The following is a 24,808-nucleotide window of genomic DNA, read 5'->3' on the forward strand; positions in this document are numbered from 1 at the left end:
CAGCGGGGCTTTTTCTTTGTCCGGTTACTCTGCTGCGCGCAGGCGGCCGCGCGGGGCCGGGGGCTGCGGTTCGTCCTCTTCACATTCACTTGTCTCCGGGGCTGGCTCTTCAACCCACTGGATTTCGGTGGTGGGAAGCTGGCGGGCCTTCTTGAACAGCTTTGAGTCCTGCGCGATGCGGCTGGAGCGGCCGCGGGTGATCCGCGACAGCGCCCGCCCCAGGGCCCGCATGTAGGTGGAGAACCAGACCCGGATTGCCAGCAGCGACGGTGTCAGCACCAGCGTCAGAATGGTGGCGATGCCCAGGCCGAAGACCACGGCGGTGGCCAGCTGTTTCCACCACAGCGCAGTGGGGCTGTCGATAGAATAGCCGCCGTTGATGAAGTCCAGGCTGACGCCGAACATCATCGGGGTGAGACCCGCCATCGTGGTGATGGTGGTCAAGAGCACTGGACGGATGCGGGCCTCTGCGGTGCGGATGATCGCCTCGATCCGGGGCATCTTCTGGCTGAATTCCTGATAGGTGTCGATCAGCACGATGTTGTTGTTCACCACGATCCCCGCCAGCGCCACGATGCCGGTGCCGGTCATGATGATCGAAAACGGCTGGTTCATGACCAGCATGCCGATCAGCACACCGGTGGTGGAGAGCACCACCGCCAAGAGCACCAGCACTGAGTTGTAGAAGCTGTTGAACTGGGCCAGCAGGATCACGAACATCAGCGCCAGCGCGCCGGCAAAGGCCTTGGACAGGAAGGCGCCGGATTCCGCCTGCTCCTCCTGGTCGCCGGTCCATTCCCAGCTGATGCTGCGCGGCAGCGGGTTGGTGTCCAGCCATTCGGTGATCAACATGATCCGTTCGTTCGGGTTCACCGGAACAATTTTGGCGCCCTCGCTGATCGCCGCCTGCACGGCTTCAAAGCTTTCGGCGCCGGTCAGCTGCACCAGCTCCAGCGTGCTGCCGTTGGGGGCGGTAAGGGTGTCACCCGATGCGGCAGTGCCCTCTGGCAGTTCCTTGAGCAGGGCCAGCCGGGTCATTTCGCCGGTGTCCGGATCTTCTGCCTCGACCTTGCTGAGGCCGGCTGTCACATCCGCCTTGACGTCATAATACCGCTCCTGGCCGATGCGGTTGATCTGGGCCAGTTTCGGAACCGGCTGGCGGGTGATGAAGTTTGACAGCGGCACCAGCCCGTCGGCGGTGCGGACCTTGAGGCTGTCGAGTGTCGACAGCACCCGGTCCTGTTCCGGCAGCCGGACGCGGATGTCGATTTCCTCGTCGGAGCTGTCGACTCGCATGGTGTCCAGCAGGATACCGCGCGTGACAAGCTGCACCATGGCGCCCACGGTGGCCACATCGGCGCCGTAGCGGCCGGCCTTCTCGACATCCACGTCGATCTGCCAGTCGATGCCGGGCAGGGGCAGGCTGTCCTCGATCAGGATCAGGCCGGGGGTGGATTCGAAATGCGCCCGTGCGGCCAGGGTGGCGGCGGTCAGATCCTCCCAGCCGTCGCCGCGCAGACGCAGGTGCACCGGTTTGCCGGTGGCAGGGCCTTGCGCCAGGGCGCGGACTTCGACCTCGAAGCCGGGCAGCTTGGCCAGTTCGGCGTTGAGCTCGTCCAGTACGGTGTTGCCGCCGTATTCCTCGGCGATGATTTCCTTTTCAACACCCAGGTATTCGGTCAGCAGCCCGCCGAACCAGCCATCCAGCGGCTCGCTTTGGGTCGGGCGGTCTTCCCAGGGGATGATCTCGAACTGGACCTGGCCGATGGTGTCCGGCGGCAGCTGCGCGCCGGAGCTGTCGGTGTTGAGGCCGCCGTCGCCGGCAAAGGAGAACACGTTGATCACCGCGTGGTGCTGCATGATAATGTTTTCGGCGGCGCGGACCATCCCGTCCTTTTCATGCAGCGAGATGTTGCCGCGGGCGCGGACATAGGCCGAGGCCTGCTCCGGTTCCGAATCCACGAAGAATTCAACGCCGCGGTTGTTCTCGCCATAAGCGGTAAACACGGAAGAGATTGCAAACACGACGGCGACGATGGTGACCACCGGCATGATCGGGTTGCCGGCAATGAACTTGATCACATGGCCAAACGGCGTGTGGCGGTAACCGGGCGCGGCCTCTGTCTGCTCGCGCTCGATCTTCACCGCGCTGAGGGTGATGGAGGCGGCAAAGGCCGACAGGGTAAAGACCAGCCCGCCGAACAGCACGCCGCCCAGGCCCGCGCCTGCGCCCAGCAGATAGGCCGGGTTCAGCATCTGCATGGCGCCTGCGAACATGCCCCACATCGGCAGCGGCACCAAAGCCGCGCGCAGCCACCAGGGCGCGATCATGCGCAGGGCGCGGGAAGCGCCCTCAAACGTACGGCTGATGCGGCCGGTGACGCCGCCCATGACCGGCAGGTAGATCAATGCCACCACCAGCGATGCGGACAGCACGAAGATCATGGTGACCGGCAGCATGCCCATGAACTCACCCGGGACACCGGGCCAGAACAGCAGCGGCAGGAAGGCGCAGAGCGTGGTGGCGGTGGAGGAGACCACCGGCCAGAACATCCGCTGGGCCGCCTCGACATAGGCGTGCATCGGGCCTGAGCCTTCCTTGATGCGCTTGTCGGCGTATTCCACGATCACGATGGCGCCGTCGACCAGCATGCCGACGGCGAGGATCAGGCCGAACATTACCATGTTGGAAATGGTGACACCCATCAGCGCGAGGAAGGCAAAGCACAAGAGGAAAGAGGTGGGGATCGCAAAGCCCACCAGCAGGGCAGCACGGCTGCCAAGCGCGGAGAGCACGACGATCATCACCAGTGCCACTGCGGTCAGAACCGAGCCCTCAAGCTGGCTCACCATCGAGCCGACAACGCGGCTTTGGTCGTTGGAGGTGCCAACCTCGACCGCCGCCTGCAATTCCGGCGGCCATTTGGCCTTGGAGGCCTGGATGGTCTCCTTCACCAGGTTGACGGTGTCGATCAGGTTGTAGCCCTTGCGCTTCACCACCTGCAGCGCCACCGTGTCCTCGCCGTTGAAGCGGGCGGTGCCTTCGCGGTCTTCAAAGGTGAAGTTGATCTGCGCAAGCTCGCCCAGAGTGACCACGCGGTCGCCATTGGTTTTGACCGGCAGCCGGTAGATGTCCTGCACATCGTCAAAGGAGGAGGGGATCTTGACCGAGAAGGCGCCCTGGCTGCTTTCCACTTCGCCCGCGGCAATCAGCTGGTTGTTGTTCTGCACAACATTGATCAGCTCAAGGGCGGTGACGTTATAGGCTTCCAGCCGCAGCGGGTCGATCAGCACCTCGACCATCTCGTCGCGGTTGCCTGCAATGCCTGCCTCCAGCACCGCATCCAGCGCTTCAAGGTCGTCCTGCAAGTCCTTGGCAATACGCGCCATCGTACGTTCCGGTACCGCACCGGTCAGGTTGACGATGACGATCGGGAATTCGGAGAAGTTGATTTCGGTGATCGAGTATTTTTCAGCGCCGTCGGGGAATTCCGCCTCGGCTTTGTCCATCGCGTCGCGCACGTCGGCCATGATCGCGGTCTTGTTCCAGCCGAACTCAAACTCCAGCGCCACCCCGGCATAGCCTTCGGCGGCGGTGGAGGTCATCTTGTCGAGCCCGTCGAGGTCGGCAAGCTCGGTCTCCATCACCTTGACCATCAGGGATTCGGCATCCTCGGCAGAGATGCCGGGGAAGGGGACCGAGATGAACAGGGCTGGGATTTCGATGTCCGGCTCGCCCTCTTTGGGCAGCATGGAATAAGCAAACCCGCCGACCAGAAGCGAGATTGCGATGAAGGCGAGGACCATCCGGGCGCGGCCGGCGGCCCAATCGACGATGCCAATCACTGTTCATTCTCCCGGTAGGTGGCCGCCACGGCGACGCCTTCGGTGACAAAATCCTGGCCCACCACGATCACATCCGCGGTTTCGGGCAGGCCGCCCAGCCAGACGCCGTCGGCCTCATCCCTGAGCAGCTGCACGGGGTAGAATACCACGGTGCTGTCCGATCCGACAACGCGCACGCCCAGCTGGCCCTCGTTGTTCAGGGTCAGCGCCGACTGCGGCACCTTATGGGCCAGCCGCCCGGCAGAGGAGATCGCGATGTCGGCGGTCTGGCCGTCGCGGATGCTGAGGTCCGGGTTGGGCACGGTGATCTCGACCTCGAACGTGCGGGTGTTGGGATCCGCGGAGCGGCTGAGGAAGGTGACCTTGCCCTGCACCCGCTGGCCGGTGGCCAGTTCGGCGCCTGCATCGGCGCCCAGTTCCACTTTGTTCACTTCCGCCTCGGGCACAAAGCCGACGAGCTTGATGGTATCTAGCTGAATCACGGTGCCGCAGAGGCTGCCGGGCTGCAGCAGGCTGCCCAGTTCTGCGGTATCGCTTTCCAGCAGCCCGTCGAACGGCGCGGTGATCCGCAAATGGGCAATCTCGCGTTCTGCCGATGCAACAGATGCCAAGGCAGAGCGTTCTGCGGCCTCGGCGGCGGCCAGCCGGGTTTCGGATGCATATCCGCCCTCGGACAGTTTCGATGCGGCGGTGAGGTTGATCTTGGCCTCTTTCAGCTGGGCTTGCGCCTGCAGCAGCATGGCGGGACGGGTGCCCGGGTCCAGCTCGCACAGCAGGTCGCCCTTCTTGACGTGGGCGCCCTTGCGCAGCGGTTCCGAGGTCACGGTGGAGGTCGTTTCGGCCCGCACCTCAACCTGGCGGATCGCCTGGGTCTGGCCGCGCAGGATCACCGCGCTGCCGATGGTGCGCGCCTTGCTGTGCAGCGCCACCACGCCAACACGGGTGTCCTCGGCTTGGGCGAGTTCCTGGGATACGGCAGGTTCCGCGCCGGTCTCAGCCGCCGCGGCAGCATCCTCTCCCCGGGCAAAGGCCATCAGATCGTCGCGCTCAATCACCACCAGATAGAGGGCGGTCATCACCGCTGCGGCGGTCAGTACCGGTACGATACGCATGGTTGGGCCTTTCCTGTTTCCTGTCTGTCCCCTTGGGGTGAAGCCCGGGCGCTGGCCTGGCGCTGTCACGGAGGGACTCGCGCGTATGTGATAGGCCTGATATAGGAGATGTCCATTCTAAACTAAGTGGTTTAGTTCACATTTCTTGCTTTTCTTGCAGGAATGCAGAAGTTTCTGGTGCAAACGGGCCACTTGGCTTGGCCTTTGAGGCGGGGTAAGAGGGGCGCAACGCATTCAATACCGGTGCGGGCAGCAGCCCGGGCCGCGCATCGCAGGGGCTTTTCATGAGCGATACCGACAGTTTCATCGACGAAGTGACCGAAGAGGTCCGCCGTGACCGGCTTTTCCTGATGCTGAAGCGCTATGGCTGGATTGGCGGTGCAGCGGTCGCGCTGATTGTCGGCGGCGCGGCGTTCCGGGAATACTCCAAAGCGCAGGACCAAGCCGCGGCTGAGGCGCTGGGGGACGGTATCACCGCTGCATTGGAGATCGAAGGCAGCGCGGCGCAGGCGGAAGCGCTGGCGGCAGTTTCTGCGGACAGCGCTGGCGGCGCTGCCATTCTCGGGATGCTGGAAGCAGGCGCGCTGGCCGATGCCGGCAAGCAGGCTGAAGCCGTCGCGCAGCTGGAGGCCGTCGCCGTGGATGGCAGCCTGCCGCTGATCTACCGGCATATTGCCAGTTTCAAGGCGCTGGCGCTCCAGGCCGGCAGCCTGAGCGTTGCAGAACGCCGCCTGCAATATGAAGCGCTGGCGCAGCCGGGAGCACCGCTGGCGCTGCTGGCCTCGGAACAGCTGGCGCTGCTGGAGATCGAAGAGGGCAACAGCGAGGCGGCAATTGCCCGTCTTCAGAGCATTGCGGCGGATGCAGCGGCGAGTGGAGACTTGAAAGACCGCGCAACTCAGGTGATTGTGGCGCTTGGCGGCTCGATTGAGGATACCGCCGCGCCTGAGGGGTAAGGCGCTCCGCAGATGGGAACTTGCGGAAAAAAGAACGGCACACAGGGCAGGGCAATGACAAAAATCAGCACTTTCACCCGGGCACGGGCGCTTCTTTGCACAACCGCGGCTGCAGCCGTTTTGGCGGCCTGTGCAGAAGAAGAGATCATCTTGCGCGGAGAGCGCGAAGATATCCGGCCGGAGACAGCCGTGGAGGTGGTGAACCAGTCCCGCGCAATTTCGCTGCCGAAACAGGCTGCCAATCCCGAATGGGCCCAGGGGCACGGCGCCGAGGCCGGGCGCACGGCGCATCCCGCGCTGTCAGCTGCGCCGCAGCTTGCCTGGTCCACCGCCATCGGCGAAGGCGACGGGCGCCGCAAGCGCATTACCGCCACGCCGGTAGTCGGCGCCGGGCGCGTCTACACGCTGGACAGTGATGCCAAGGTGTCGGCGGTGTCGCCGCAGGGGCAACTGCTGTGGCAGAGCGAGCTGATCCCCGCAGAGGATGAGGAAGGCCAGGCGACCGGCGGCGGCTTGGCTTATGACGACGGTATTCTTTATGTCTCATCCGGTTTTGGCGTTCTGACTGCCTTGAATGCGGCAGACGGCAGCCTGGTCTGGCGCCAGGAACTTGATGCCACCGGCTCCGGCCAGCCGCGGGTCAGCGGCGGGCTGGTCTATCTGGTGGCCGGTGACGATACCGGCTGGGCGGTGAATGCAAAGGACGGGCGGATTGCCTGGCAGATCGAGGCTTCGCCCTCTGCTTCCAATATCCTGGGCGCACCTGCGCCGGTGGTGACCAATGACCTTGCGATCTTTGCCTTCGGATCCGGCGACCTGATCGCCACCTTCCGCCGCGGCGGCCTGCGCCGCTGGAGTGCGTCAGTCTCAGGCCAGCGCACCGGACAGACCCTGTCACGGATCAGCGATGTTACCGGTGCGCCGGTGGTTTCAGGCAAGCGGATCTATGCGGGCAACAATTCCGGCCGCACAGTGGCTTTTGATCTGGACACGGGCGAACGTCTTTGGACAGCGCGCGAAGGGGCCTCCGGCACAGCCTGGCCCGCTGGCGGCAGCCTGTTTCAGGTGAGCGATCTGAACCAGCTTCTGCGCCTGGACGCAGACAATGGCGAGGTCATCTGGGCGGTGGACCTGCCGGGCTACTTGAAGGACAAGCCGGGCAAGCGCGGCCAGATCCACGTGCATTACGGCCCGGTTCTGGCAGGCGGCCAGATCCTGCTGGCCTCCAATGACGGGGTGCTGCGGTTCTTTAATCCACAGGATGGCAGCCTGTCCCGCAGCATTGAGGTGCCCGGCGGTGCCACGACGGCACCGGTTGTTGCAGGGCGCACGCTCTACGTGGTTTCCTCCAAAGGCGACTTGCTGGCATACCGCTGAGCACTGGCGGTTGCCGTACAGATACGCTATGTGCCGCACCTTGAGTCGCAGAAAGTTGGTCTGATGTCCTTTACCCTCGCCATCGTGGGCCGTCCCAATGTGGGCAAGTCCACCCTGTTCAACCGCCTTGTGGGCAAGAAGCTGGCCCTGGTCGACGACCAGCCGGGCGTCACGCGCGACCTGCGCGAGGGCGCGGCGCGGCTCGGCGATCTGCGGTTCACGGTGATTGACACCGCGGGCCTGGAGGACGCCACCGACAACTCGCTTGAGGGCCGCATGCGCCGCCTGACAGAGCGGGCGGTGGATGTGGCTGATATCTGCCTGTTCATGATCGACGCCCGCACCGGCGTCACCCCGACCGACGAGATCTTCGCCGATATCCTGCGCCGCAAGTCCGCGCATGTGATCCTGGCCGCCAACAAGGCCGAGGGCAACGCCGCCGAGGCCGGCGTTCTGGAAGCCTACGGCCTGGGCCTGGGCGAGCCGCTGCGTCTGTCCGGCGAACACGGCGAGGGGATGCCGGACCTTTACGGCATCCTGCAGCCGCTGGCGGAAAAATTCGAAGCCGCGGCCGAAGAGCATGCGCCTGCCACGGACGTTGAGGTCTATGAAGAGATCGGTGAGGACGAGGAAGAGATCATTCCGGTCCCGACCGACGCAAAACCCTTGCAGGTTGCTGTTGTCGGCCGCCCGAATGCGGGCAAGTCGACGCTGATCAACAAGATCCTGGGTGAGGACCGGCTGCTGACCGGGCCCGAGGCCGGGATCACCCGCGATGCGATCTCCTTGAAGATCAACTGGAAAGACACGCCGATGCGGGTGTTCGACACCGCCGGCATGCGCAAGAAGGCAAAGGTGCAGGAGAAGCTGGAAAAGCTTTCTGTCTCCGATGGCCTGCGTGCGGTGAAATTTGCCGAGGTCGTGGTAGTGCTGCTGGACGCCAGCATCCCGTTCGAACAGCAGGACCTGCGGATTGCCGACCTGGCCGAGCGCGAGGGGCGCGCGGTTGTGGTGGCGGTCAACAAATGGGACGCCGAAGAGCACAAGCAGGAAAAACTGCGCGACCTCAAGGAGGCCTTTGGACGCCTGCTTCCGCAGCTGCGCGGCGCGCCTCTGGTCACGGTTTCGGCCAAGACCGGCAAGGGGCTGGACCGGCTGCACGAGGCGATCATGCGTGCCTATGGAACCTGGAACCGGCGCGTCCCCACCGCGGCGCTGAACCGCTGGCTTGTTGGCATGCTGGAGCAGCACCCGCCGCCGGCCCCCCAGGGCAAGCGGATCAAGCTTCGCTACATGACTCAGGCTAAAAGCCGCCCGCCGGGATTTGTGGTGATGTGCTCGCACCCCGACAAACTGCCGGAAAGCTATACCCGCTATCTGGTCAATGGCCTGCGCGAGGATTTCGACATGCCCGGTACCCCGATCCGCCTTTACATGCGCGGGCAGGGCGACAAGAACCCGTACAAGGGCAAACGGCCCAAGAACGCAGGCGCGCTGGAAAAGCACCTGAAGAAGCGCGGCAGCTGACGCAGCGGCGGGATCTCCCGCCCGGCCGCGCGGCATTCAAAGAATACCTTGGCCCGTTGGGCCCCGCGCCGCCCCGAAGGGCGGCGTTTTGCGTTGCGCGGTGTTTCGCCGTTATCCGCCTTTGCAGCATGGTTGTATTTCCTTCCAGCGGCCGGGATATTATCGTTAGGGTTGAAGCGTTTGTTGCACGGTAGCCTTGTCTTTGCGCGGGGCGGGATTATCTGGATTTTTACCTTGGATGGGCTGGGCATTTTGCACAGCTGTCACGCAAAGATTTTATGGATGGTTTCATGGATCTGAGGGCACATACGCGTAAGTACACAGTAAAGGACAACCGGCTGGCATCGCTCAGCTATTTTGGAACATTTGCGGTTTACTTTTTGTCTCTGTGGCTCGCCATCACCTATGCGGACCGCTGGTATGTGATGCTGCCCGCGGGCATTGTGTTCGCCTTTGCTGCGGTGCGCCTTTACGTGCTGCAGCATGACACAGGCCATCACTCGCTGTTCGAAACCCGTCTGCAGAACGAGATCGCCGGCCATGTGCTGTCGCCCTTCACCTTTGCACCGTTTGAGGTGATGAAGCAGAACCACAACCTGCATCATTCCAACATTGGCAACCTGGAGCACCGCGAGACCGGCGAGATCCACACCATGACGCTGCGGGAATGGAAGGCGGCCGGTTTCTGGGAGCGGCTGGGCTACCGGTTATACCGCAACCCGTTTGTGCTGGTGCCGCTGGGCTCCGCCTTTACCTATTTCATCCGCTACCGCTGGCCCAAGAACACCACTCGGTTCGGCGCCGCGGGCGTGATCCTGCACAATGTGGTGATCGTGGCGATGCTGGGGCTGCTCTATTGGGCGGCGGGATTGACAGGCATCTGGGTCTGGCTGGCGTTTTCCTTCCTCGGCGGAATGATCGGCGTGTTTCTGGTCTATTTGCAGCATAATTTCGAGGATACCTACTGGGACCGCCGCCCGGATCTGAATCCGCAAGTGGCGGCGTTGCAAGGATCCTCCTGCCTGGACTTTGGCTGGTTCTTCGACATGGCAGTGGCCAATATCACCCTGCATGACATCCATCATTATAATGCGCGGATCCCGTCCTACCGGCTGCGCCAGTGCCATTACAGCCTGCCGCCGGAACTGGGGCTGAGACGGATCAAGTTCCCCGAAGCCGTGCGGGCGCTGACGCTTAAGCTTTGGGATGAAGAGAAAAAATGCCTGGTGCCCTTTCCCGCCTAGTAATTGGCTGACATGATCCTGCAACGCGCGGCAAGGACAAGAACACTGAAGGGGAGAAAGACGGCATGGCAACCATTCTTAAATTGAAGGGTGTCGGTCCGGCGCTGGCCAAGCTGCTGAAAGCGCACGGAATTCAAACCGTGGCGGAATTGGCTGCAAAGGATGAGCAGCAGCTGCGCAATATTCCGGGCGTTGGGGAAAGCCGAGCAGCCAGGCTTCTGGGCGCAGCAAGGGAAGCCGTGCCTGCCGAAACCAGCGGCAAATCCGCTGCAGCTGCCCTCAACGGGCTGATAGCGCCGGAACAGGCTGCAAGCCAGGCGGCAGAAGCGGAAGAAGACAGCCCCGGCAGCCAGTGGAGCGCCAAGCTGGAGGCCGCGGAAGCCGCCCGCCAGGCCGCGGAGGACAAGGCGGCCAAGGCCCAGGCCAAGGCGCGCAAGGCCAAACGCAAGGCAGCCCAGCTGGCGGAAGAATTCGCAGAGGCCAAAATCAAAGCCAAGCAGAAGGCCAAGAAGGTCAAAGCCAAGGCCAGAAAGGCCATCGAAAGGGAAAAAGCCAAGGCGCAGGCCATTTTGGATGGACAGGTTCCGGGAAAGAAAAAGAAAAAGTCGAAGAAATAGCTTCAACCTTTTGCTTCAAAAAGAAAACCGGCGCCAATGGCGCCGGTCTTTGTTTCCCTGGTGCAGTTCAGATCAGACCAGCTGACCCTCGGCAGTCAGGGTTAGCTTGCCGCCCAGGTAAGGCGCCAGGGCTTCGGGCAGCTGGACCGAACCATCCGCCTGCTGGCCGTTCTCCAGCACCGCGATCAGGCAGCGGCCCACCGCCAGGCCGGAGCCGTTCAGCGTATGCACGAACTGCGGCTTGCCGCCATCGGCCGGCTTGAAACGCGCGTTCATCCGGCGGGCCTGGAAGTCGCCGCAGACCGAAACCGAGGAGATCTCGCGGTAGGTCTTCTGGCCGGGGACCCAAACCTCGATGTCGTGGGTCTTGCGGGCGCCAAAGCCCATGTCGCCGGTGCACAGAACAATGGTGCGGTAGGGCAGACCCAGGCGCTCCAGAATGTCCTCCGCGCAGCGGGTCATCCGCTCATGCTCTTCGATGCTTTTGTCCGGATGGGTGACCGAGACCATCTCGACCTTCTCGAACTGATGCTGGCGCAGCATGCCGGCGGTGTCCTTGCCCGCGCTGCCGGCCTCAGACCGGAAGCACTGGGTGTGCGCCACATAACGGCGCGGCAGGTAGCCTTCCTCAACGGTCATGCCATTGACGATATTGGTCAGCGTGACCTCAGCCGTCGGTACCAGCCACCAGCCATTGGTGGTTTTATAGCTGTCTTCGCCGAACTTAGGCAACTGGCCGGTGCCGTACATCATTTCTTCGCGCACCAGCACCGGGGTCCAGGTTTCGGTCAGGCCGTTTTCGTCCACGTGGGTGTTGATCATGAACTGCGCCAGGGCGCGGTGGATGCGGGCGACGGCACCGGACAGCACCACAAAGCGGCTGCCCGAGAGCTTGGCCGCGGTCTCGAAATCCATGCCGGGCTTCACGCCTTCGATCTCGAAATGCTCCTTGGCTTCGAAATCGAGCGCCTTGGGTTCGCCCCAGCGGCGGATTTCGACGTTGTCGTCCTCATCCTCGCCCAGCGGCACATCCTCGAACGCGAGGTTCGGGATGGTGCCCAGCATACCGGTCAGCTTGGCGTCCAGTTCCTTGGCCTCGGCGTTCATCGCAGCCACTTCGGCTTTCTTCTCCGCCACCAGTGCGCGCAGGCGCTCAAACTCGGCCTCATCGCCGCGGCCCTTGGCGGCGCCGACTTCCTTGGAGGCCTTGTTCTGCTCTGCCTGAGCGGTCTCGGCGGCCAGGATCTTGGCCCGGCGCGCCTCATCCAGCGCCAGGATCTCTGACGACACGCCCGCATCCCCGCGCCGCGCCACAGCGGCGTCGAAAGCGGCAGGATTTTCGCGAATAGCGCGGATGTCATGCATGAGAGTCTCTCCTAGCGTTGAAAGGTGGTTTGAATCAGTAGGCCCATCCTATGACGCAAGGGTGAAGAAAGGGGAAGAGGGGGCAGCTTAGTGGAACCAGACTGTTCCTGAGTTACCGCTTTCTGCAAATTCGGAGCAATGCAGGTCCTTCTTTCAGAAATGCAATTCGGTCAGACAATATTCAGGCGGGCCGACTGTGGCGAAAAGATGCAGTGGCAGACCCATAGATAGCCCACGCCAATGTGATCAGCCTGATCTTGCGCAAGACGGGCCAACATCCGAAGTCGGCCAGGAACAAGAGGGACCGCTCAAATGCCCAAGGCCGTACTTTACCGCATGGAATTGCCCAACTACACCTGTGGCTACGGCACAGCCGCCCGTGACCTGCTGCACCGTGAAAAGTTCGAAGTTGAGGAGCACATTCTTCGAACGCGCCGTGAAACCGATGCTTTCAAAGACAAGCACCACATCACCACGACGCCGCTTGTTTTTATTGATGGCGTCAAAGTTGGCGGCTTTACTGACCTGAAGAAGTACATCAAGGCACTAAAACCCAAGCCGAAACGGTTCTGGAGGCGTTGAATTGTACAGTTTGGGAGGCTTTCATTAGGCCACCGCTGCGGGATTCTGGAACTCAAGCCGCAGTCCTGATGCTGAGTTTCAGGGAAGCCGGAAACAGCCAATATTCCTGCGCCGGGAGGGCTGGACGCCTTCTGATTTGAGAACAATCGTGCGGGGGTGCGGATTTGGCCCTGTTGAGCGCGGCGCGAGCCTTGCAACCCTTTCCCTCAACGCATAGGTTCCGCTGCAAAATTCCGGCATGAAACCCCATGCCGCTTTGACAGAAGGAATATCCCATGGACGGTGGCGCAGTCGCCCAATTTCTCCCGCTTATCCTGATCTTCGCGATCATGTACTTCCTGCTGATCCGCCCGCAGCAGAAGAAGATGAAGCAGCACCAGGCAATGGTCGACGGCCTGCGCCGCGGCGACCAGGTGGTCACCCAGGGCGGTGTGATCGGCAAGGTGGCCAAGGTCAAAGAAGACGGCGAGATCGAAGTGGAAATCGCGGAAGGCGTCAAGGTGCGCGTGGTCAAGGCGACCATCGCCCAGGTTCTGAACAAGACCGAGCCTGCGTCCTGAGCGTTTCCCGCAACGATCTGAAAAGGCAGGGCAATGCTGCAAATTGATCTCTGGAAGAGGGTGCTGATCTGGCTGGTATGCGCAGCTGGTATCATGCTTGCCCTGCCAAACGGGTTTTACACCCGCGTCGAACAGGCCAATGACGCGGCCGCCGATATCATCGCCAAGGGTGAAACGCCGGAGCGTCTGGAAACGGTGGCTCAGTGGCCGTCTTTCCTGCCGTCGGGCCTGGTGAACCTGGGTCTTGATCTGCGCGGCGGCGCGCATCTGCTGGCTGAGGTTCAGGTCGAAGACGTTTATGAAGCGCGGATGGATGCGCTGTGGCCGGAGGTGCGCGATGCGCTGCGGCCCGAGCGCTCCACTGTCGGCACATTCCGCCGCCAGCCGGGGCCTTCGGATCAGATTCGTCTGAAGCTGTCCAAACCGGACGGCATGGCGCGGGCATTGGACGTTGTCCGCGGTCTGGCCAACCCCATTACCACGCTGACCGGTGTGGGCGCCAATGACATCGAAGTTTCGGCTCAGGGCGACATCCTGGTGGTTCAGCTGAGCGAGGCGGAAAAGCTCGCCTCCGACGACCGCACCGTGCGCCAGTCGCTGGAAATCGTGCGCCGCCGGATCGACGAGGTCGGCACCCGCGAGCCGACCATCCAGCGCCAGGGCGCCGACCGTATTCTGATTCAGGTGCCAGGCATCGGTTCGGCGTCTGAACTGAAGGCGATCATCGGCACCACAGCGCAGCTTACCTTCAACCCGGTTGTGGGCCGCGGCAGCGATGCGGATGCGGCGCCGGGCATCGGCAACAAGGTGATACCATCGCTGGATGAAGGCGGTGTGTTCTATACTGTGGAAGCCGCTGCGGTTGTGACCGGCGAGGACCTGGTGGATGCGCAGCCGTCGTTTGACCAGAACGGCCGGCCTGCCGTGACCTTCCGTTTCAACACCTCCGGTGCGCGGCGGTTCGGGGACTATACCGCCGAGAACATCGGCTCTCCCTTTGCCATCGTACTGGATGACGAGGTGGTCTCTGCCCCGGTGATCCAGTCTCATATCCCGGGCGGCTCCGGCATCATCACTGGCAACTTCACCATTGAGGAAAGCACCAACCTGGCCGTTCTGCTGCGCGCAGGCGCGCTGCCGGCCGGGCTGGAGTTCCTGGAAGAGCGCACCATCGGCCCGGAACTGGGCCAGGACAGCATTGATGCGGGCAAGATTGCCACCATTGTGGCCTTTGTTGCAGTGCTGGTGTTCATGGGCCTCAGCTATGGGCTGTTCGGTCTCTTTGCCAATGTGGCGCTGATCCTGAACATCGCGCTGATCTTCGGTATGCTTAGCCTGATCGGCGGCACCCTAACGCTGCCGGGTATTGCGGGTATCGTTCTGACGGTCGGTATGGCGGTTGACGCCAACGTGCTGATCTTTGAGCGTATCCGCGAGGAGCTGAAGGCAGGCCGCGGTCCGGCCAAGGCCATTGACGAAGGCTACTCCAAGGCGCTCAGCGCCATTCTCGACGCCAACATCACCACTTTCATCACCGCGGTGATCCTGTTCGCCATGGGCTCTGGCCCGGTGCGCGGATTTGCGATCACCCTTGGCTTGGGCATCATGACCTCGGTGTTCACCGCGATCTTTGTGACCCGGCTGATGATTGTCATGTGGTTTGAACGGCGCCGTCCGAAAACGATTGAGGTGTGATATGCGGCTGAGACTTGTTCCCCAGGAAACCTCATTCGATTTCTTCAAACGCGCCAAGCTGTGGCTGGGGATCTCGGCCCTGATGATGGTAGTGGGCTTTGCCTCCTTCCTGTATCAGGGGCTGAACTTCGGCATCGACTTCCGCGGGGGCACCACAATCCGGACAGAGGCCACCGAAACAGTGGACGTCGGCGCCTACCGCGATGCGCTTGCGGTGCACGGCTTGGGTGATGTGTCGATCACAGAGGTGTTCGATCCGGCTTTCGATGAAGATCAGCACGTTGCCATGATCCGCATTCAGGCACAGGACGACGGCGAGGCGATCTCCGGCGAGATGATCGAAACGTTGAAGGCCTCGCTGGACGCGGTGGCGCCGGGCATCAAATTCGTGTCCGTCGAATCCGTAGGCCCCAAGGTCTCGGGCGAGCTGATCACTACCGCCATTATTGCGGTCGCCCTGGCGATCGCCGCGGTGCTGGTCTACATCTGGCTGCGGTTTGAGTGGCAGTTCGCCCTCGGCGCGGTGGCCGCCCTTGTGCATGATGTGGTGCTGACCATCGGTGTGTTCTCGGAACTGCAGATCAAGTTCGACCTGGCGATCATTGCGGCCCTGCTGACCATCGTCGGCTACTCGCTGAACGATACCGTGGTTGTGTTCGACCGGGTGCGTGAGAACCTGCGCCGCTACAAGAAGAAGGACCTCACTGAGGTTCTGAACATCTCGATCAACGAGACCCTTAGCCGGACAGTGATGACCTCTGTGACCACGCTGCTGGCGCTGATTTCGCTTTATGTGCTGGGCGGCGACGTGATCCGCGGCTTCGTCTTCGCGATGATCTGGGGTGTCATTGTCGGGACCTACTCGTCGGTCTTCGTGGCCTCCACCATTCTGCTGAAACTGGGGGTGAAGCGCGACTGGTCGAAGCAGGCCAACACCACCGGCAACCAGTTCGGCAATATTGATGCCTGAGGCATTTCAGGCAGCCCTGCAGACGCCGGGGCTGTTCTGGCTTCTGATAACCATTGGAGCCGCGGGTCTAGTCCGCGGCTTCACTGGTTTTGGCACTGCGATGATCTTTGTGCCGGTGGGCGCGCAGTTCCTGCCCTCGGCGGATGTGGTGTTCCTGATGGTGCTGATGGGTGTGTTCTCCACCATCACGCTGTTCCCGCAGGCCTGGAGCAAGGCGGACAGGGCAGAGGTTGGCGCCTTGTCCATGGCCGCAGCGGTAACTGTGCCAGCAGGGTTGTGGCTGATGTCGCAAATGGACCCGCTAACGCTTCGCTGGGTTGCCGCCGGGGTGATCGGCGTGACGCTGGCGGCCGTGGTCTCCGGCTGGCGCTGGCAGGGCAAACTTGGCTGGCCGGGCCGTTTTGCCATTGGCGGTGCGGCAGGCATCGTTGGCGGCATGACCGGGCTTACGGGGCCGGTGGTTATCGTGTTCTACCTTGCCAACGTGCGGGACGTCGCACGGGTCCGGGCCAACACCATCGTGTTCCTGGCGGCACTGGATGTGGTGATCGCGGCCAACCTGATCTTTGGCGGCATGGCCAGCCTCAAGGCCGTCATCCTGGCCTGTCTGCTCGGCATCCCCTACATAATCACCACACTCACCGGCAAGGCGCTGTTTGATCCCAAGCTGGAGAAGATCTACCGCTTTGCCTCCTATTCCGTGATTGCGCTGGCCGTGGTATCCAGCCTCCCGGTATTTGACTGAAAGGACCGCCCATGCGCCTGAACGAAGTGAGCTACTCCGATGCAATGCCCGTCGACGGCTATGGTGACGGGTTCTTCCGCATCGGCGGCCAGGTGCATAAGGGCGGCGTGCTGACATCGGCGGCTGGCACTGCGGGCTGGGGTGGCATGGCCGACGCTGCGCCGCTGCTGGCGCTGGCCGGAGAGATAGATGTCCTGTTCATCGGCACCGGGCCTGAGATCGCCCATATCCCGGCAGACCTGCGCAAGGCGCTGGAGGACGCAGGGCTGGGCGTTGAGGCGATGAATTCACCTGCCGCCTGCCGCACTTACAATGTGCTGCTGTCCGAGGGCCGCAGGATAGCCTTGGCCGCATTGCCGGTCTGAAGATGAATTTCCGATGTATTTGACCTGCCGCAAAGCGGGCATCTGCTGAATGGTCTTTTCATGCGCCGGAGCAATGGGATAAGCGAACCTCATGACATTGACTGTGACGGATCTGGGCGTGGCCCGCGGCGGCATCCCGGTGCTGGAGAGCCTGAGCTTTGCGCTGGAGCCCGGCAAGGCGCTGATCCTGCGCGGCCCCAACGGCATCGGCAAGACCACGCTGCTGCGCACCGTCGCAGGCCTGCAGCCCCCGCTGAAGGGCCGGGTCGAGGGCGCAGAGGATCAGATCGCTTACGCCGCTCATTCCGACGGGCTGAAGCCAACGCTGACAGTGGCGGAAAACCTGACCTTCTGGGCCAGCGTCTTTGGCCGCAATGGCATTGAACAGGCGCTAGACGGCTTTGACCTGCAGACCTTGCGCGACCGTCAGGCGGGTGCCTTGTCGGCGGGGCAGAAACGCCGCCTGGGACTTAGCCGGATGCTGGTTACGGGGCGCCCCATCTGGATCATGGATGAACCCACGGTGAGCCTTGATACAAACTCCGTCGCCATGTTCGCGGATTCTGTGCGGGCGCATCTGGGGCAGGGCGGCTCTGCCCTGATTGCTACCCATATTGATCTGGGGCTGGAGGCTGAGGTGCTGGATGTCGGCCCCTTCAAGGCCAAGCCGCCAGAGATTGACGATTTTGACGGAGGCTTCCTGTGATTGCGCTTCTGCTGCGGGATCTGAAGCTCGCGTTCCGTGCAGGCGGCGGCTTTGGCCTCGGCCTTGCCTTTTTCCTGATCGTGACCGTGATGGTGCCGTTTTCCGTCGGCCCGCAGTCTGAACTGCTGTCCCGCATCGCCCCGGGCGTGCTGTGGCTGGGTGCGCTGCTGGCTTGCCTGTTGTCGCTGGACCGGCTGCTGGCGCTGGATTGGGAGGATGGTTCGCTCGACCTTTTGGCGACCGCGCCGCTGCCCTTGGAAAGCACCGTCACCATCAAGGCGCTGGCCCATTGGATCACCACGGGCCTGCCGCTGGTAATGGCGGCGCCGGTGCTGGGGGTGCTTCTGAACCTGCCGGTGCAAGGCTTCCAATGGCTTGTGATCTCGCTGTTGCTGGGCACCCCTGCGCTGTCCGTCATCGGCACCTTTGGTGCTGCGCTGACCGTGGGGCTGAAACGCGGCGGCCTGTTAATGTCGCTCTTGGTGATGCCGCTTTACGTGCCGACGCTGATCTTCGGATCCGAGGTGGCCCGCCGCGGTGCCGAGGGCATGGCGGTCCAGACACCCATGTTGCTGCTGGCGGGCATCTCCGCCGCTTCCATCGCCCTGCTGCCCTTTGCCAGCGCCGCCGTCCTGCGCGTCAATTTGCGCTGACATATGCCGCGCCCGTGAATTGAGAAACCCGAGAACAAGAGCTAAATAGCCACCATGTCGATCTGGGAATACGCCAACCCGAAGAAATTCCTGGCCACCTCTGAGAAGGTGATGCCGGCCCTGTGGGTCGGCTCAGCGGTACTGATTTCCGTAGGCCTGATCTGGGGCTTCTTCTTTACGCCTGATGATTTCCGTCAGGGCTCCACCGTCAAGATCATTTTCCTGCATGTGCCCTCAGCCCTGATGGCAATCAACGCCTGGTTCATGATGCTGGTGGCCTCGCTGGTCTGGGTGATCCGCCGCCACCACGTCAGCGCACTGGCCGCGCGCGCCGCGGCACCGGTGGGGGTGGTGATGACCGTGATTGCGCTGATCACAGGTGCGATCTGGGGCCAGCCGATGTGGGGCACCTGGTGGGCCTGGGACCCAAGGCTGACATCCTTCCTGGTGCTGTTCCTGTTCTACCTTGGCTACATCGCCCTGTGGGAGGCCATCGACAATCCGGACACCGCCGCCGACCTGACCTCGATCCTTTGCCTGGTGGGCTCGGTCTTTGCGGTGCTCAGCCGCTATGCGGTGAACTTCTGGAACCAGGGACTGCATCAGGGCGCGTCGCTGTCGCTGGACGAAAAGGAAAACGTGCATAATGTGTTCTCGTCGCCGCTATACGTCTGCATGGCAGGGTTTGTGCTCTTGTTCCTCGCCCTGGTGCTCTACCGTACCGGAACTGAAATCCGCGCCCGCCGCATCAAGGCACTGATGGCGCGCGAAAGGCTGGAGGCATAATGCCCGATCTTGGAAAATACGCCGATACGGTGCTGTCGGCCTATGGCGCCTCGCTGCTCTTGCTGGTGGCGCTGGTAGTGGTGACAATCCTGCGCGGCCGCAAGGTGCGCCGGGAAATGGAAACCCTGGAAACCCGGATGAAGCGCAATGGCTAAAATCTCTCCGCTGATGGCGGTTCCCGGCGTGGTGTTTGCTGGCTTTGTTGGTCTCGCGCTTGTGGGCATGTTCCGCGAGGATCCCAACAGTCTGCCGTCTGCCCGCGAAGGCCAGCCTGCACCGCCGGTGGTGCTGGATGAGTTTCCCGGCAAGGAAATGTTCAGCGACGAAACCCTGCGCGACGGGACTGTGAAACTGGTGAACTACTGGGCCAGCTGGTGCGCGCCCTGCCGGGCGGAGCATCCGAACCTGGACGCGCTGTCCAAGGAGGGCATCCCGGTCTATGGCATCAACTACAAGGACCAGCTGCCCAATGCCGAGGCCTTCCTGAACGAACTGGGCGACCCCTATGCCGCGATCGGCCGCGACGAGAAGGGCCGCATGGCAATTGACTGGGGCCTTTATGGCGTGCCCGAGACCTATGTGGTGGACGGCAATGGTCAGATTGTCCTGCGGTTTGCCGGCCCCATCACCCAGCGGGTGATTGAAACCACTCTGCGTCCGGCAATGGAAAAGGCCGCAGGGCAATAAAACCGCAACGGCTGCTTACCCCGTCTCGCAAAGGCTGAAGCTGCTGAGGCCGGGTTCCTGTGACGTCAGTTTGAATACGTGCTCCAATTGTTCCTGCTTGGAACGCCATATCAGGTATTCGCTGAAGGCATCGGCGCTTTCCCATCGCTCAAAGACCGCAATCTCGTCCCGGTCAGGGGCGAACAGGGCCTCAGCCTGCAGGCAGCCGGGATAGTCCCGGACCTCTTCTACCATCTGTTTGACCAGAACCGCCAGCTCAGTGAATTTTCCAGGCAGGGGGCTCAATTCTATGATCACGGCTTCCATCGCGAAATGCTCCGTGGTTGTGAGTGGAAGCCAGTTTGAACGCAGTTCGGAAATTTCTGGTAAATTTACGGAGGGTCATCCGAAGATGCTGAGGTCCAGTTGCAAACCTGTGCCCAGCCATATGGCATGGTCGCGGTGGTCGGCCAATGCATTACCGGTCTCGGGATGTGCGAAGACGATCAGCCCGTCCCGGTTCAGCGCCAGCCAGGGCAGCAGCCGTGCAAACTGCTCCGGTGTGGCGGCCAGCTGGCAGGACCATTTGGGGTGCGGTCCGACAGTCTTTTCATGAACACGGCCCATTTCAACGCCGAACACCGCGGCGGCCTGCCGACACAGGGCTGCCGCCTGCTCAACAGTGGTTTCGTCGAAATAGATATGGGCGTGATAGCTCGTGATGCTGTCTGTCTGTTTCATACCGCCACTATTCCGCTTGCACTGCGGCGGCGCAATTTGCTGTTTCTGAACAATACCTGTGCGGCCCGGCAGACACTGACGGCCCGGGTTCTGACCCTAGGGTACAGAGAACGTCTTGAAGTCCTGTTCGCGCCGCATGGTGGCGCTGCGTGCGTCGAAATCACCGCGCTCCGCGCGCCAGACAAGATACCGCTCCAAATGCTCATTTGATTCCCACAGATGGAAAACGGCAATCTCATAGCGCTCGCGGTTAATGCCCACATGGGCCTCAATGCAACCTGGAAATCCACGGGTCTCCGGCAGCATCGCCAGAACGGCTTCGGCATGTTCTTCAAAGGTATCCACATCCGGGTAAACGACGGCAAGTGCAGCTTCTTTCATGCGGTAAGGCCCGGCCTCTCAAACAGTCCTGCGAGGGGTAGAATGTGTATCTGACGTAAATCTTTGCACAAGTGAACCGGCCGGTATAGCAGGTATTCACACCTTCCATGTACCGCTATACTTGTATTTGACTCGGGCAGGCCGATGCCGGAAAACTCTTGTTGCCCGCTTTTCAAAACGCTTTGAGTCAGGTCAGGATCACGCCGCAAGGCAAGGGGCCGTTTCTCTGCCAAGCCGGTGGAAGGAGTTAACGTGAAGAAGCTTTTAAGGGCACTCAAGGCTATTCTGACCGCAGGCGCAACTGCCTGGGCTGGAATGGCGGCAGCTCAGGACGAAACGGTTTTGACGTTTTGCTATGATCCGTATCCCCCGTATACGCTGGGAGAGTCTGGCATTGCTAAAGGCGGGCTTAAGGTCCAGCTTCTGAAAGCAGTTACTGAGCGGATCGACGGGTTGCGGGCGGTTGTCATCCTGCTGCCCTGGCAGCGCTGCCAGGCCCAGGCGCAAGCCGGAGAGGTCGACGGCATTTTGCCGCTGTTCAAGTCCGCGGAACGGGAGTCCTATTTGGCCTTCACTGATGGCACGTTTCTTCAGACCAACACCTTCTGGTACAGCCGTGAGCGTTTTCCCGAGGGTTTGACTTGGCAAGAGGGCTTTTCCGGCGTTTCGCAGCAACGTCTTGGGATGATCAATGGCAGTGTAATTGACCAGGACATGGAGGCCTCTTTTGCGGCTAACAACCGGATTGTGCGCGGCAGCGATGTCGAAGGCCTGATGCAGATGCTGCTTTTTGACCGTCTTGATTTGATCGCCATTGACGATGCAGTGGGACGCTTTCGCGTGGCGCAAAACGGCTGGGAAAATAGGATTACGTCCGTCGGCAAGCCGATTTCCAGCAGGTATTCACATTTCGGTCTTTCAAAGACTTCAGGAGCGGATGCCTATTTGCCGGAATTCAACCGCGCAATTTCGGAATTGCAGTCCGAAGGAGCAATAGACACCTTGCTGCACAGCGTGAACTTCACGCAGTAACAATCCTGGAAAACAAATAAAGGGCGCCGCTGGGGCGCCCTCCTTTTTTGCCAGTTGCGGCTCTGGCTTATGATTTGGCCAGGTTCCGCAGCACATAGTGCAGCACGCCGCCGTGTTCGATATATTCGATTTCAGGCGCGGTATCGATGCGGCACTTCAGGGTGATCTCTTTTACGGAGCCGTCGGCAAAGGTGATCGAGCAGGGCACTTCCTGCAGCGGCTGGATGGTGTCCAACCCGCTGATCGAGACGGTTTCCTCGCCGGTCAGGCCCAGCGATTTGCGGGTATCGCCTGCGGTGAATTCGAACGGGATCACGCCCATGCCAACCAGATTGGAGCGGTGGATGCGTTCAAAGCTCTCCGCGATCACCGCCTTGACGCCCAGCAGCGCAGTGCCCTTGGCCGCCCAGTCGCGCGAGGAGCCCGCGCCGTACTGTTCGCCGCCGAACACCACTAGCGGGGTGCCATTGGCCTGATGCGCCATCGAGGCTTCGTAGATCGAGGTCTGCGCGCCATCGGGGCCTTTGGTGTAGCCACCTTCGACGCCGTCCAGCATCTCGTTCTTGATGCGGATGTTGGCAAAGGTGCCGCGCATCATGATCTCGTGGTTGCCACGGCGCGAGCCATAGGAGTTAAACTCACGCGGTTTCACCTGGCGCTCCAGCAGGTACTGGCCTGCGGGGGTGGTGGTGGCAAAGGAGCCAGCGGGCGAGATGTGGTCGGTGGTGACCATATCGCCCAGAACCGCCAGAACCTTGGCGTTCTCGATGTTCGAAATGGTGCCCGGTTCATGGCCCATGCCCTGGAAGTAGGGCGGGTTCTGAATGTAGGTCGAGGTCGCGGGCCAGTCATAGGTTTCCGCATCGGTGGTTTCCACCGCCTGCCACTTCTCGTCGCCCTTGAAGACGTCGGCGTATTTCGACTGGAACGCTTCGCGGGTGACGGTCTGTTCGACCAGCTCCGCAACTTCCTGGGTCGAGGGCCAGATGTCTTTCAGGTAGACGTCGTTGCCGTCCTTGTCCTGCGCAATCGGGTCGGACGCCAGGTTGATATCCATGGTGCCGGCCAGCGCATAGGCGACAACCAGCGGCGGCGAGGCCAGGTAGTTGGCGCGCACATCGGGGCTGATCCGGCCTTCGAAGTTGCGGTTGCCCGACAGCACGGAGGTTGCCACTAGATCGCCCTCGGCAATCGCCTCGGAGATCTCCTGCTGGATCGGGCCGGAGTTGCCGATGCAGGTGGTGCAGCCGTAGCCCACCAGGTTGAAGCCGACCTTGTCCAGATCCGCTTGCAGGCCCGCGGCCTCCAGATAGGCGGACACGACCTGCGAACCCGGTGCCAGCGAGGTCTTGACCCAGGGCTTGCGGTCCAGGCCCAGGGCGGCCGCCTTGCGCGCAACCAGACCCGCGCCGATCATCACATAGGGGTTGGAGGTGTTGGTGCAGGAAGTGATCGAGGCGATCACGACCTTGCCCGATTCCATGGTGTAGTCTTCGCCCTTGACGGCAACTTCCTTGCCCATCGGACGCTTGAAGGTCTCTTCCATCTCCTGGCGGAAGGCGGCCTTGGCGTTGGTCAGCGGCACATAGTCCTGCGGGCGTTTCGGGCCGGAGATCGCCGGAACGATGCTGCTCATGTCCAGCGACAGGGTGTCGGTGTAGACCGGCGCATAATCCGCGCCGCGCCAGAAACCGTTTTCCTTGGCGTAGGCTTCGACCAGCGCGATGCGGTCCTCGTCGCGGCCGGTGTTGCGCAGGTAGCGCAGGGTCTCGCCGTCGATCGGGAAGAAGCCGCAGGTGGCGCCGTACTCAGGCGCCATGTTGGCGATGGTGGCACGGTCTGCCAGCGGCAGGCGGTCCAGGCCTTCGCCATAGAATTCGACGAACTTGCCGACAACGCCCTTGGCGCGCAGCATTTCAACGACCTTCAGAACCAGGTCGGTGCCGGTGGTGCCTTCGACCATTTCACCGGTCAGCTCAAAGCCGATAACCTCGGGGATCAGCATGGAGATCGGCTGACCCAGCATTGCGGCTTCGGCTTCGATGCCCCCAACACCCCAGCCAAGAACGGCAGCGCCGTTGACCATAGTGGTGTGGGAGTCGGTACCGACCAGGGTGTCGGGGTAAGCGACTTCCTCGCCGTTCTGGTCGGTGTCGGTCCAGACGGTTTGCGCCAGGTATTCAAGGTTCACCTGGTGGCAGATGCCGGTGCCCGGCGGCACAACGCGGAAGTTGTTGAACGCGTTCTGGCCCCACTTCAGGAACTGGTAGCGCTCCATGTTGCGCTCATACTCGCGGTCCACGTTCATCTGGAACGCGCGCGGGTTGCCGAATTCGTCAATCATCACCGAGTGGTCGATCACCAGGTCAACGGGAACCAGCGGGTTGATCTTGGCGGCGGAGCCCTTCAGGCCGACGATGCCGTCACGCATGGCAGCCAGGTCGACAACGGCGGGAACGCCGGTGAAGTCCTGCATCAGCACGCGGGCCGGGCGGTAGGCGATCTCACGCGGGTTCTTGCCGCCATTGGCGCCCCATTCGGCGAAAGCCTTGATGTCGTCGGTGGATACCGAAAAGCCGCCGTCCTCGAAGCGCAGCATGTTTTCCAGCACCACCTTCAGCGCGGCGGGCAGTTTGGAAAAATCGCCCAGTCCGGCCTCGCTGGCAGCTGGAATGGAGTAATAAGATACTGATGTGCCGCCCACGCTCAGCGTTCTGCGTGCATTGGCATTGTCCTGACCGACAGTAATAGGCATGTTTGGCCTCCCTCAGAAAAGTCAATATCGGGAATTCGCTGCCAGTTACATGCATGAGAAAGCTTAAGCTTTCAATAGCACAGGCAGCGCAAATCCGCATTTTGCATACCATTGTATACTTATTTTG

The 24,808-nt window shown here is 61.9% G+C and carries 24 protein-coding genes; 17 read left to right on the forward strand and 7 right to left on the reverse strand.

Translation table 11 applies throughout. From position 1 onward, the window contains the following. Positions 1-24: 24 nt before the first annotated feature. Together ACXAHG_RS14275 and ACXAHG_RS14280 are read right to left on the reverse strand one after the other, a co-directional pair. A complete protein-coding gene (locus ACXAHG_RS14275) occupies positions 25-3,846 on the reverse strand; it encodes an efflux RND transporter permease subunit (RefSeq protein ID WP_475058327.1) in 3,822 nt (1,273 codons plus the stop codon). Then, positions 3,843-4,958: an efflux RND transporter periplasmic adaptor subunit gene (locus ACXAHG_RS14280; RefSeq protein WP_475058330.1), complete on the reverse strand. Its 1,116-nt coding sequence runs from the start codon at positions 4,956-4,958 to the stop codon at positions 3,843-3,845. The genes ACXAHG_RS14275 and ACXAHG_RS14280 overlap by 4 nt, the downstream gene beginning before the upstream one ends. A 284-nt stretch (positions 4,959-5,242) precedes the next feature. Here ACXAHG_RS14280 and ACXAHG_RS14285 point away from each other — a divergent pair, with 284 nt between their 5' ends. From ACXAHG_RS14285 to ACXAHG_RS14305, 5 genes are all read left to right on the forward strand, one after another. Beyond that, complete coding sequence (locus ACXAHG_RS14285; protein ID WP_475042828.1) at positions 5,243-5,914, forward strand: hypothetical protein; 672 nt, start codon at positions 5,243-5,245, stop codon at positions 5,912-5,914. Between the two features lie 54 nt (positions 5,915-5,968). Then, positions 5,969-7,291: a PQQ-like beta-propeller repeat protein gene (locus tag ACXAHG_RS14290; RefSeq protein ID WP_475058332.1), complete on the forward strand. Its 1,323-nt coding sequence runs from the start codon at positions 5,969-5,971 to the stop codon at positions 7,289-7,291. A 63-nt stretch (positions 7,292-7,354) separates the two neighbouring features. Then, the gene (der, locus tag ACXAHG_RS14295) at positions 7,355-8,818 is read left to right on the forward strand and encodes a ribosome biogenesis GTPase Der (RefSeq protein WP_475058335.1); all 1,464 of its coding nucleotides are present in this window, start codon (positions 7,355-7,357) and stop codon (positions 8,816-8,818) included. Positions 8,819-9,108: 290 nt separating this feature from the next. Then, positions 9,109-10,062 (forward strand): fatty acid desaturase, encoded by a 954-nt coding sequence (locus ACXAHG_RS14300; protein WP_475058366.1) that lies wholly within the window; start codon positions 9,109-9,111, stop codon positions 10,060-10,062. Between the two features lie 65 nt (positions 10,063-10,127). Then, the gene (locus ACXAHG_RS14305) at positions 10,128-10,679 is read left to right on the forward strand and encodes a helix-hairpin-helix domain-containing protein (RefSeq protein ID WP_475058337.1); all 552 of its coding nucleotides are present in this window, start codon (positions 10,128-10,130) and stop codon (positions 10,677-10,679) included. A gap of 72 nt (positions 10,680-10,751) precedes the next feature. Here ACXAHG_RS14305 and serS read toward each other — a convergent pair whose 3' ends face one another. Then, the gene (gene serS / locus ACXAHG_RS14310) at positions 10,752-12,044 is read right to left on the reverse strand and encodes a serine--tRNA ligase (protein WP_475042835.1); all 1,293 of its coding nucleotides are present in this window, start codon (positions 12,042-12,044) and stop codon (positions 10,752-10,754) included. A 312-nt stretch (positions 12,045-12,356) separates the two neighbouring features. On the opposite strand from serS, the gene ACXAHG_RS14315 reads away from it, so the two are divergent. The 11 genes from ACXAHG_RS14315 (at position 12,357) to ACXAHG_RS14365 (ending at position 19,793) form a co-directional block, all read left to right on the forward strand. Then, positions 12,357-12,626 carry a glutaredoxin gene (locus tag ACXAHG_RS14315; protein ID WP_475042836.1) on the forward strand — a complete coding sequence of 90 codons (270 nt, stop codon included), beginning with the start codon at positions 12,357-12,359 and terminating at the stop codon, positions 12,624-12,626. A 275-nt stretch (positions 12,627-12,901) separates the two neighbouring features. Beyond that, positions 12,902-13,186, forward strand: a complete 285-nt coding sequence (yajC, locus tag ACXAHG_RS14320; protein ID WP_039130110.1) for a preprotein translocase subunit YajC — start codon at positions 12,902-12,904, stop codon at positions 13,184-13,186. Positions 13,187-13,219: 33 nt separating this feature from the next. After that, a complete protein-coding gene (gene secD / locus ACXAHG_RS14325) occupies positions 13,220-14,881 on the forward strand; it encodes a protein translocase subunit SecD (protein ID WP_475058340.1) in 1,662 nt (553 codons plus the stop codon). A gap of 1 nt (position 14,882) precedes the next feature. Then, positions 14,883-15,851 carry a protein translocase subunit SecF gene (gene secF, locus ACXAHG_RS14330; protein ID WP_475058343.1) on the forward strand — a complete coding sequence of 323 codons (969 nt, stop codon included), beginning with the start codon at positions 14,883-14,885 and terminating at the stop codon, positions 15,849-15,851. Beyond that, positions 15,844-16,596: a TSUP family transporter gene (locus tag ACXAHG_RS14335; protein WP_475058345.1), complete on the forward strand. Its 753-nt coding sequence runs from the start codon at positions 15,844-15,846 to the stop codon at positions 16,594-16,596. The genes secF and ACXAHG_RS14335 overlap by 8 nt, the downstream gene beginning before the upstream one ends. Before the next feature lie 11 nt (positions 16,597-16,607). After that, positions 16,608-16,961, forward strand: a complete 354-nt coding sequence (locus ACXAHG_RS14340; protein WP_475042843.1) for an Mth938-like domain-containing protein — start codon at positions 16,608-16,610, stop codon at positions 16,959-16,961. Positions 16,962-17,052: 91 nt separating this feature from the next. Continuing rightward, complete coding sequence (gene ccmA, locus ACXAHG_RS14345; protein WP_475058347.1) at positions 17,053-17,667, forward strand: heme ABC exporter ATP-binding protein CcmA; 615 nt, start codon at positions 17,053-17,055, stop codon at positions 17,665-17,667. After that, positions 17,664-18,320: a heme exporter protein CcmB gene (gene ccmB, locus ACXAHG_RS14350; protein WP_475042847.1), complete on the forward strand. Its 657-nt coding sequence runs from the start codon at positions 17,664-17,666 to the stop codon at positions 18,318-18,320. Before ccmA ends, ccmB begins: the two co-directional genes overlap by 4 nt. Positions 18,321-18,374: 54 nt before the next feature. Continuing rightward, positions 18,375-19,106, forward strand: a complete 732-nt coding sequence (locus ACXAHG_RS14355; protein WP_475058350.1) for a heme ABC transporter permease — start codon at positions 18,375-18,377, stop codon at positions 19,104-19,106. After that, the gene (ccmD, locus tag ACXAHG_RS14360; protein WP_222476026.1) at positions 19,106-19,261 is read left to right on the forward strand and encodes a heme exporter protein CcmD; all 156 of its coding nucleotides are present in this window, start codon (positions 19,106-19,108) and stop codon (positions 19,259-19,261) included. Before ACXAHG_RS14355 ends, ccmD begins: the two co-directional genes overlap by 1 nt. After that, a complete protein-coding gene (locus ACXAHG_RS14365) occupies positions 19,254-19,793 on the forward strand; it encodes a DsbE family thiol:disulfide interchange protein (RefSeq protein WP_475042852.1) in 540 nt (179 codons plus the stop codon). Before ccmD ends, ACXAHG_RS14365 begins: the two co-directional genes overlap by 8 nt. Before the next feature lie 15 nt (positions 19,794-19,808). Here the strand turns inward: ACXAHG_RS14365 and ACXAHG_RS14370 are convergent, their stop codons facing one another. From ACXAHG_RS14370 to ACXAHG_RS14380, 3 genes are all read right to left on the reverse strand, one after another. After that, complete coding sequence (locus ACXAHG_RS14370; RefSeq protein WP_475058353.1) at positions 19,809-20,099, reverse strand: antibiotic biosynthesis monooxygenase family protein; 291 nt, start codon at positions 20,097-20,099, stop codon at positions 19,809-19,811. Between the two features lie 75 nt (positions 20,100-20,174). Beyond that, complete coding sequence (locus tag ACXAHG_RS14375; protein WP_475042855.1) at positions 20,175-20,513, reverse strand: DOPA 4,5-dioxygenase family protein; 339 nt, start codon at positions 20,511-20,513, stop codon at positions 20,175-20,177. Between the two features lie 96 nt (positions 20,514-20,609). Beyond that, positions 20,610-20,894 (reverse strand): hypothetical protein, encoded by a 285-nt coding sequence (locus tag ACXAHG_RS14380; protein WP_475042857.1) that lies wholly within the window; start codon positions 20,892-20,894, stop codon positions 20,610-20,612. Positions 20,895-21,146: 252 nt separating this feature from the next. Between ACXAHG_RS14380 and ACXAHG_RS14385 the strand changes: the two genes are divergently transcribed. After that, positions 21,147-21,926 carry a substrate-binding periplasmic protein gene (locus tag ACXAHG_RS14385; RefSeq protein ID WP_475058355.1) on the forward strand — a complete coding sequence of 260 codons (780 nt, stop codon included), beginning with the start codon at positions 21,147-21,149 and terminating at the stop codon, positions 21,924-21,926. Between the two features lie 67 nt (positions 21,927-21,993). Here the strand turns inward: ACXAHG_RS14385 and acnA are convergent, their stop codons facing one another. After that, positions 21,994-24,681, reverse strand: coding sequence for an aconitate hydratase AcnA (gene acnA, locus ACXAHG_RS14390; protein ID WP_475058358.1), 2,688 nt, complete (start codon positions 24,679-24,681; stop codon positions 21,994-21,996). Positions 24,682-24,808 lie beyond the last annotated feature (127 nt).

The sequence above is a fragment of the Leisingera sp. ABD4_442 genome (assembly GCF_056160905.1).

Excerpts from the sequence above, each read along its gene's own strand:
- ACXAHG_RS14280 (WP_475058330.1), bottom strand. The coding sequence starts at position 4,958 with ATGCGTATCGTACCGGTACTGACCGCCGCAGCGGTGATGACCGCCCTC.
- ACXAHG_RS14285 (WP_475042828.1), top strand. The coding sequence starts at position 5,243 with ATGAGCGATACCGACAGTTTCATCGACGAAGTGACCGAAGAGGTCCGC.
- ACXAHG_RS14290 (WP_475058332.1), top strand. The coding sequence starts at position 5,969 with ATGACAAAAATCAGCACTTTCACCCGGGCACGGGCGCTTCTTTGCACA.
- der (WP_475058335.1), top strand. The coding sequence starts at position 7,355 with ATGTCCTTTACCCTCGCCATCGTGGGCCGTCCCAATGTGGGCAAGTCC.
- ACXAHG_RS14300 (WP_475058366.1), top strand. The coding sequence starts at position 9,109 with ATGGATCTGAGGGCACATACGCGTAAGTACACAGTAAAGGACAACCGG.
- ACXAHG_RS14305 (WP_475058337.1), top strand. The coding sequence starts at position 10,128 with ATGGCAACCATTCTTAAATTGAAGGGTGTCGGTCCGGCGCTGGCCAAG.
- serS (WP_475042835.1), bottom strand. The coding sequence starts at position 12,044 with ATGCATGACATCCGCGCTATTCGCGAAAATCCTGCCGCTTTCGACGCC.
- ACXAHG_RS14315 (WP_475042836.1), top strand. The coding sequence starts at position 12,357 with ATGCCCAAGGCCGTACTTTACCGCATGGAATTGCCCAACTACACCTGT.
- yajC (WP_039130110.1), top strand. The coding sequence starts at position 12,902 with ATGGACGGTGGCGCAGTCGCCCAATTTCTCCCGCTTATCCTGATCTTC.
- secD (WP_475058340.1), top strand. The coding sequence starts at position 13,220 with ATGCTGCAAATTGATCTCTGGAAGAGGGTGCTGATCTGGCTGGTATGC.
- secF (WP_475058343.1), top strand. The coding sequence starts at position 14,883 with ATGCGGCTGAGACTTGTTCCCCAGGAAACCTCATTCGATTTCTTCAAA.
- ACXAHG_RS14335 (WP_475058345.1), top strand. The coding sequence starts at position 15,844 with ATGCCTGAGGCATTTCAGGCAGCCCTGCAGACGCCGGGGCTGTTCTGG.
- ACXAHG_RS14340 (WP_475042843.1), top strand. The coding sequence starts at position 16,608 with ATGCGCCTGAACGAAGTGAGCTACTCCGATGCAATGCCCGTCGACGGC.
- ccmA (WP_475058347.1), top strand. The coding sequence starts at position 17,053 with ATGACATTGACTGTGACGGATCTGGGCGTGGCCCGCGGCGGCATCCCG.
- ACXAHG_RS14355 (WP_475058350.1), top strand. The coding sequence starts at position 18,375 with ATGTCGATCTGGGAATACGCCAACCCGAAGAAATTCCTGGCCACCTCT.
- ccmD (WP_222476026.1), top strand. The coding sequence starts at position 19,106 with ATGCCCGATCTTGGAAAATACGCCGATACGGTGCTGTCGGCCTATGGC.
- ACXAHG_RS14365 (WP_475042852.1), top strand. The coding sequence starts at position 19,254 with ATGGCTAAAATCTCTCCGCTGATGGCGGTTCCCGGCGTGGTGTTTGCT.
- ACXAHG_RS14370 (WP_475058353.1), bottom strand. The coding sequence starts at position 20,099 with ATGGAAGCCGTGATCATAGAATTGAGCCCCCTGCCTGGAAAATTCACT.
- ACXAHG_RS14375 (WP_475042855.1), bottom strand. The coding sequence starts at position 20,513 with ATGAAACAGACAGACAGCATCACGAGCTATCACGCCCATATCTATTTC.
- ACXAHG_RS14380 (WP_475042857.1), bottom strand. The coding sequence starts at position 20,894 with ATGAAAGAAGCTGCACTTGCCGTCGTTTACCCGGATGTGGATACCTTT.
- acnA (WP_475058358.1), bottom strand. The coding sequence starts at position 24,681 with ATGCCTATTACTGTCGGTCAGGACAATGCCAATGCACGCAGAACGCTG.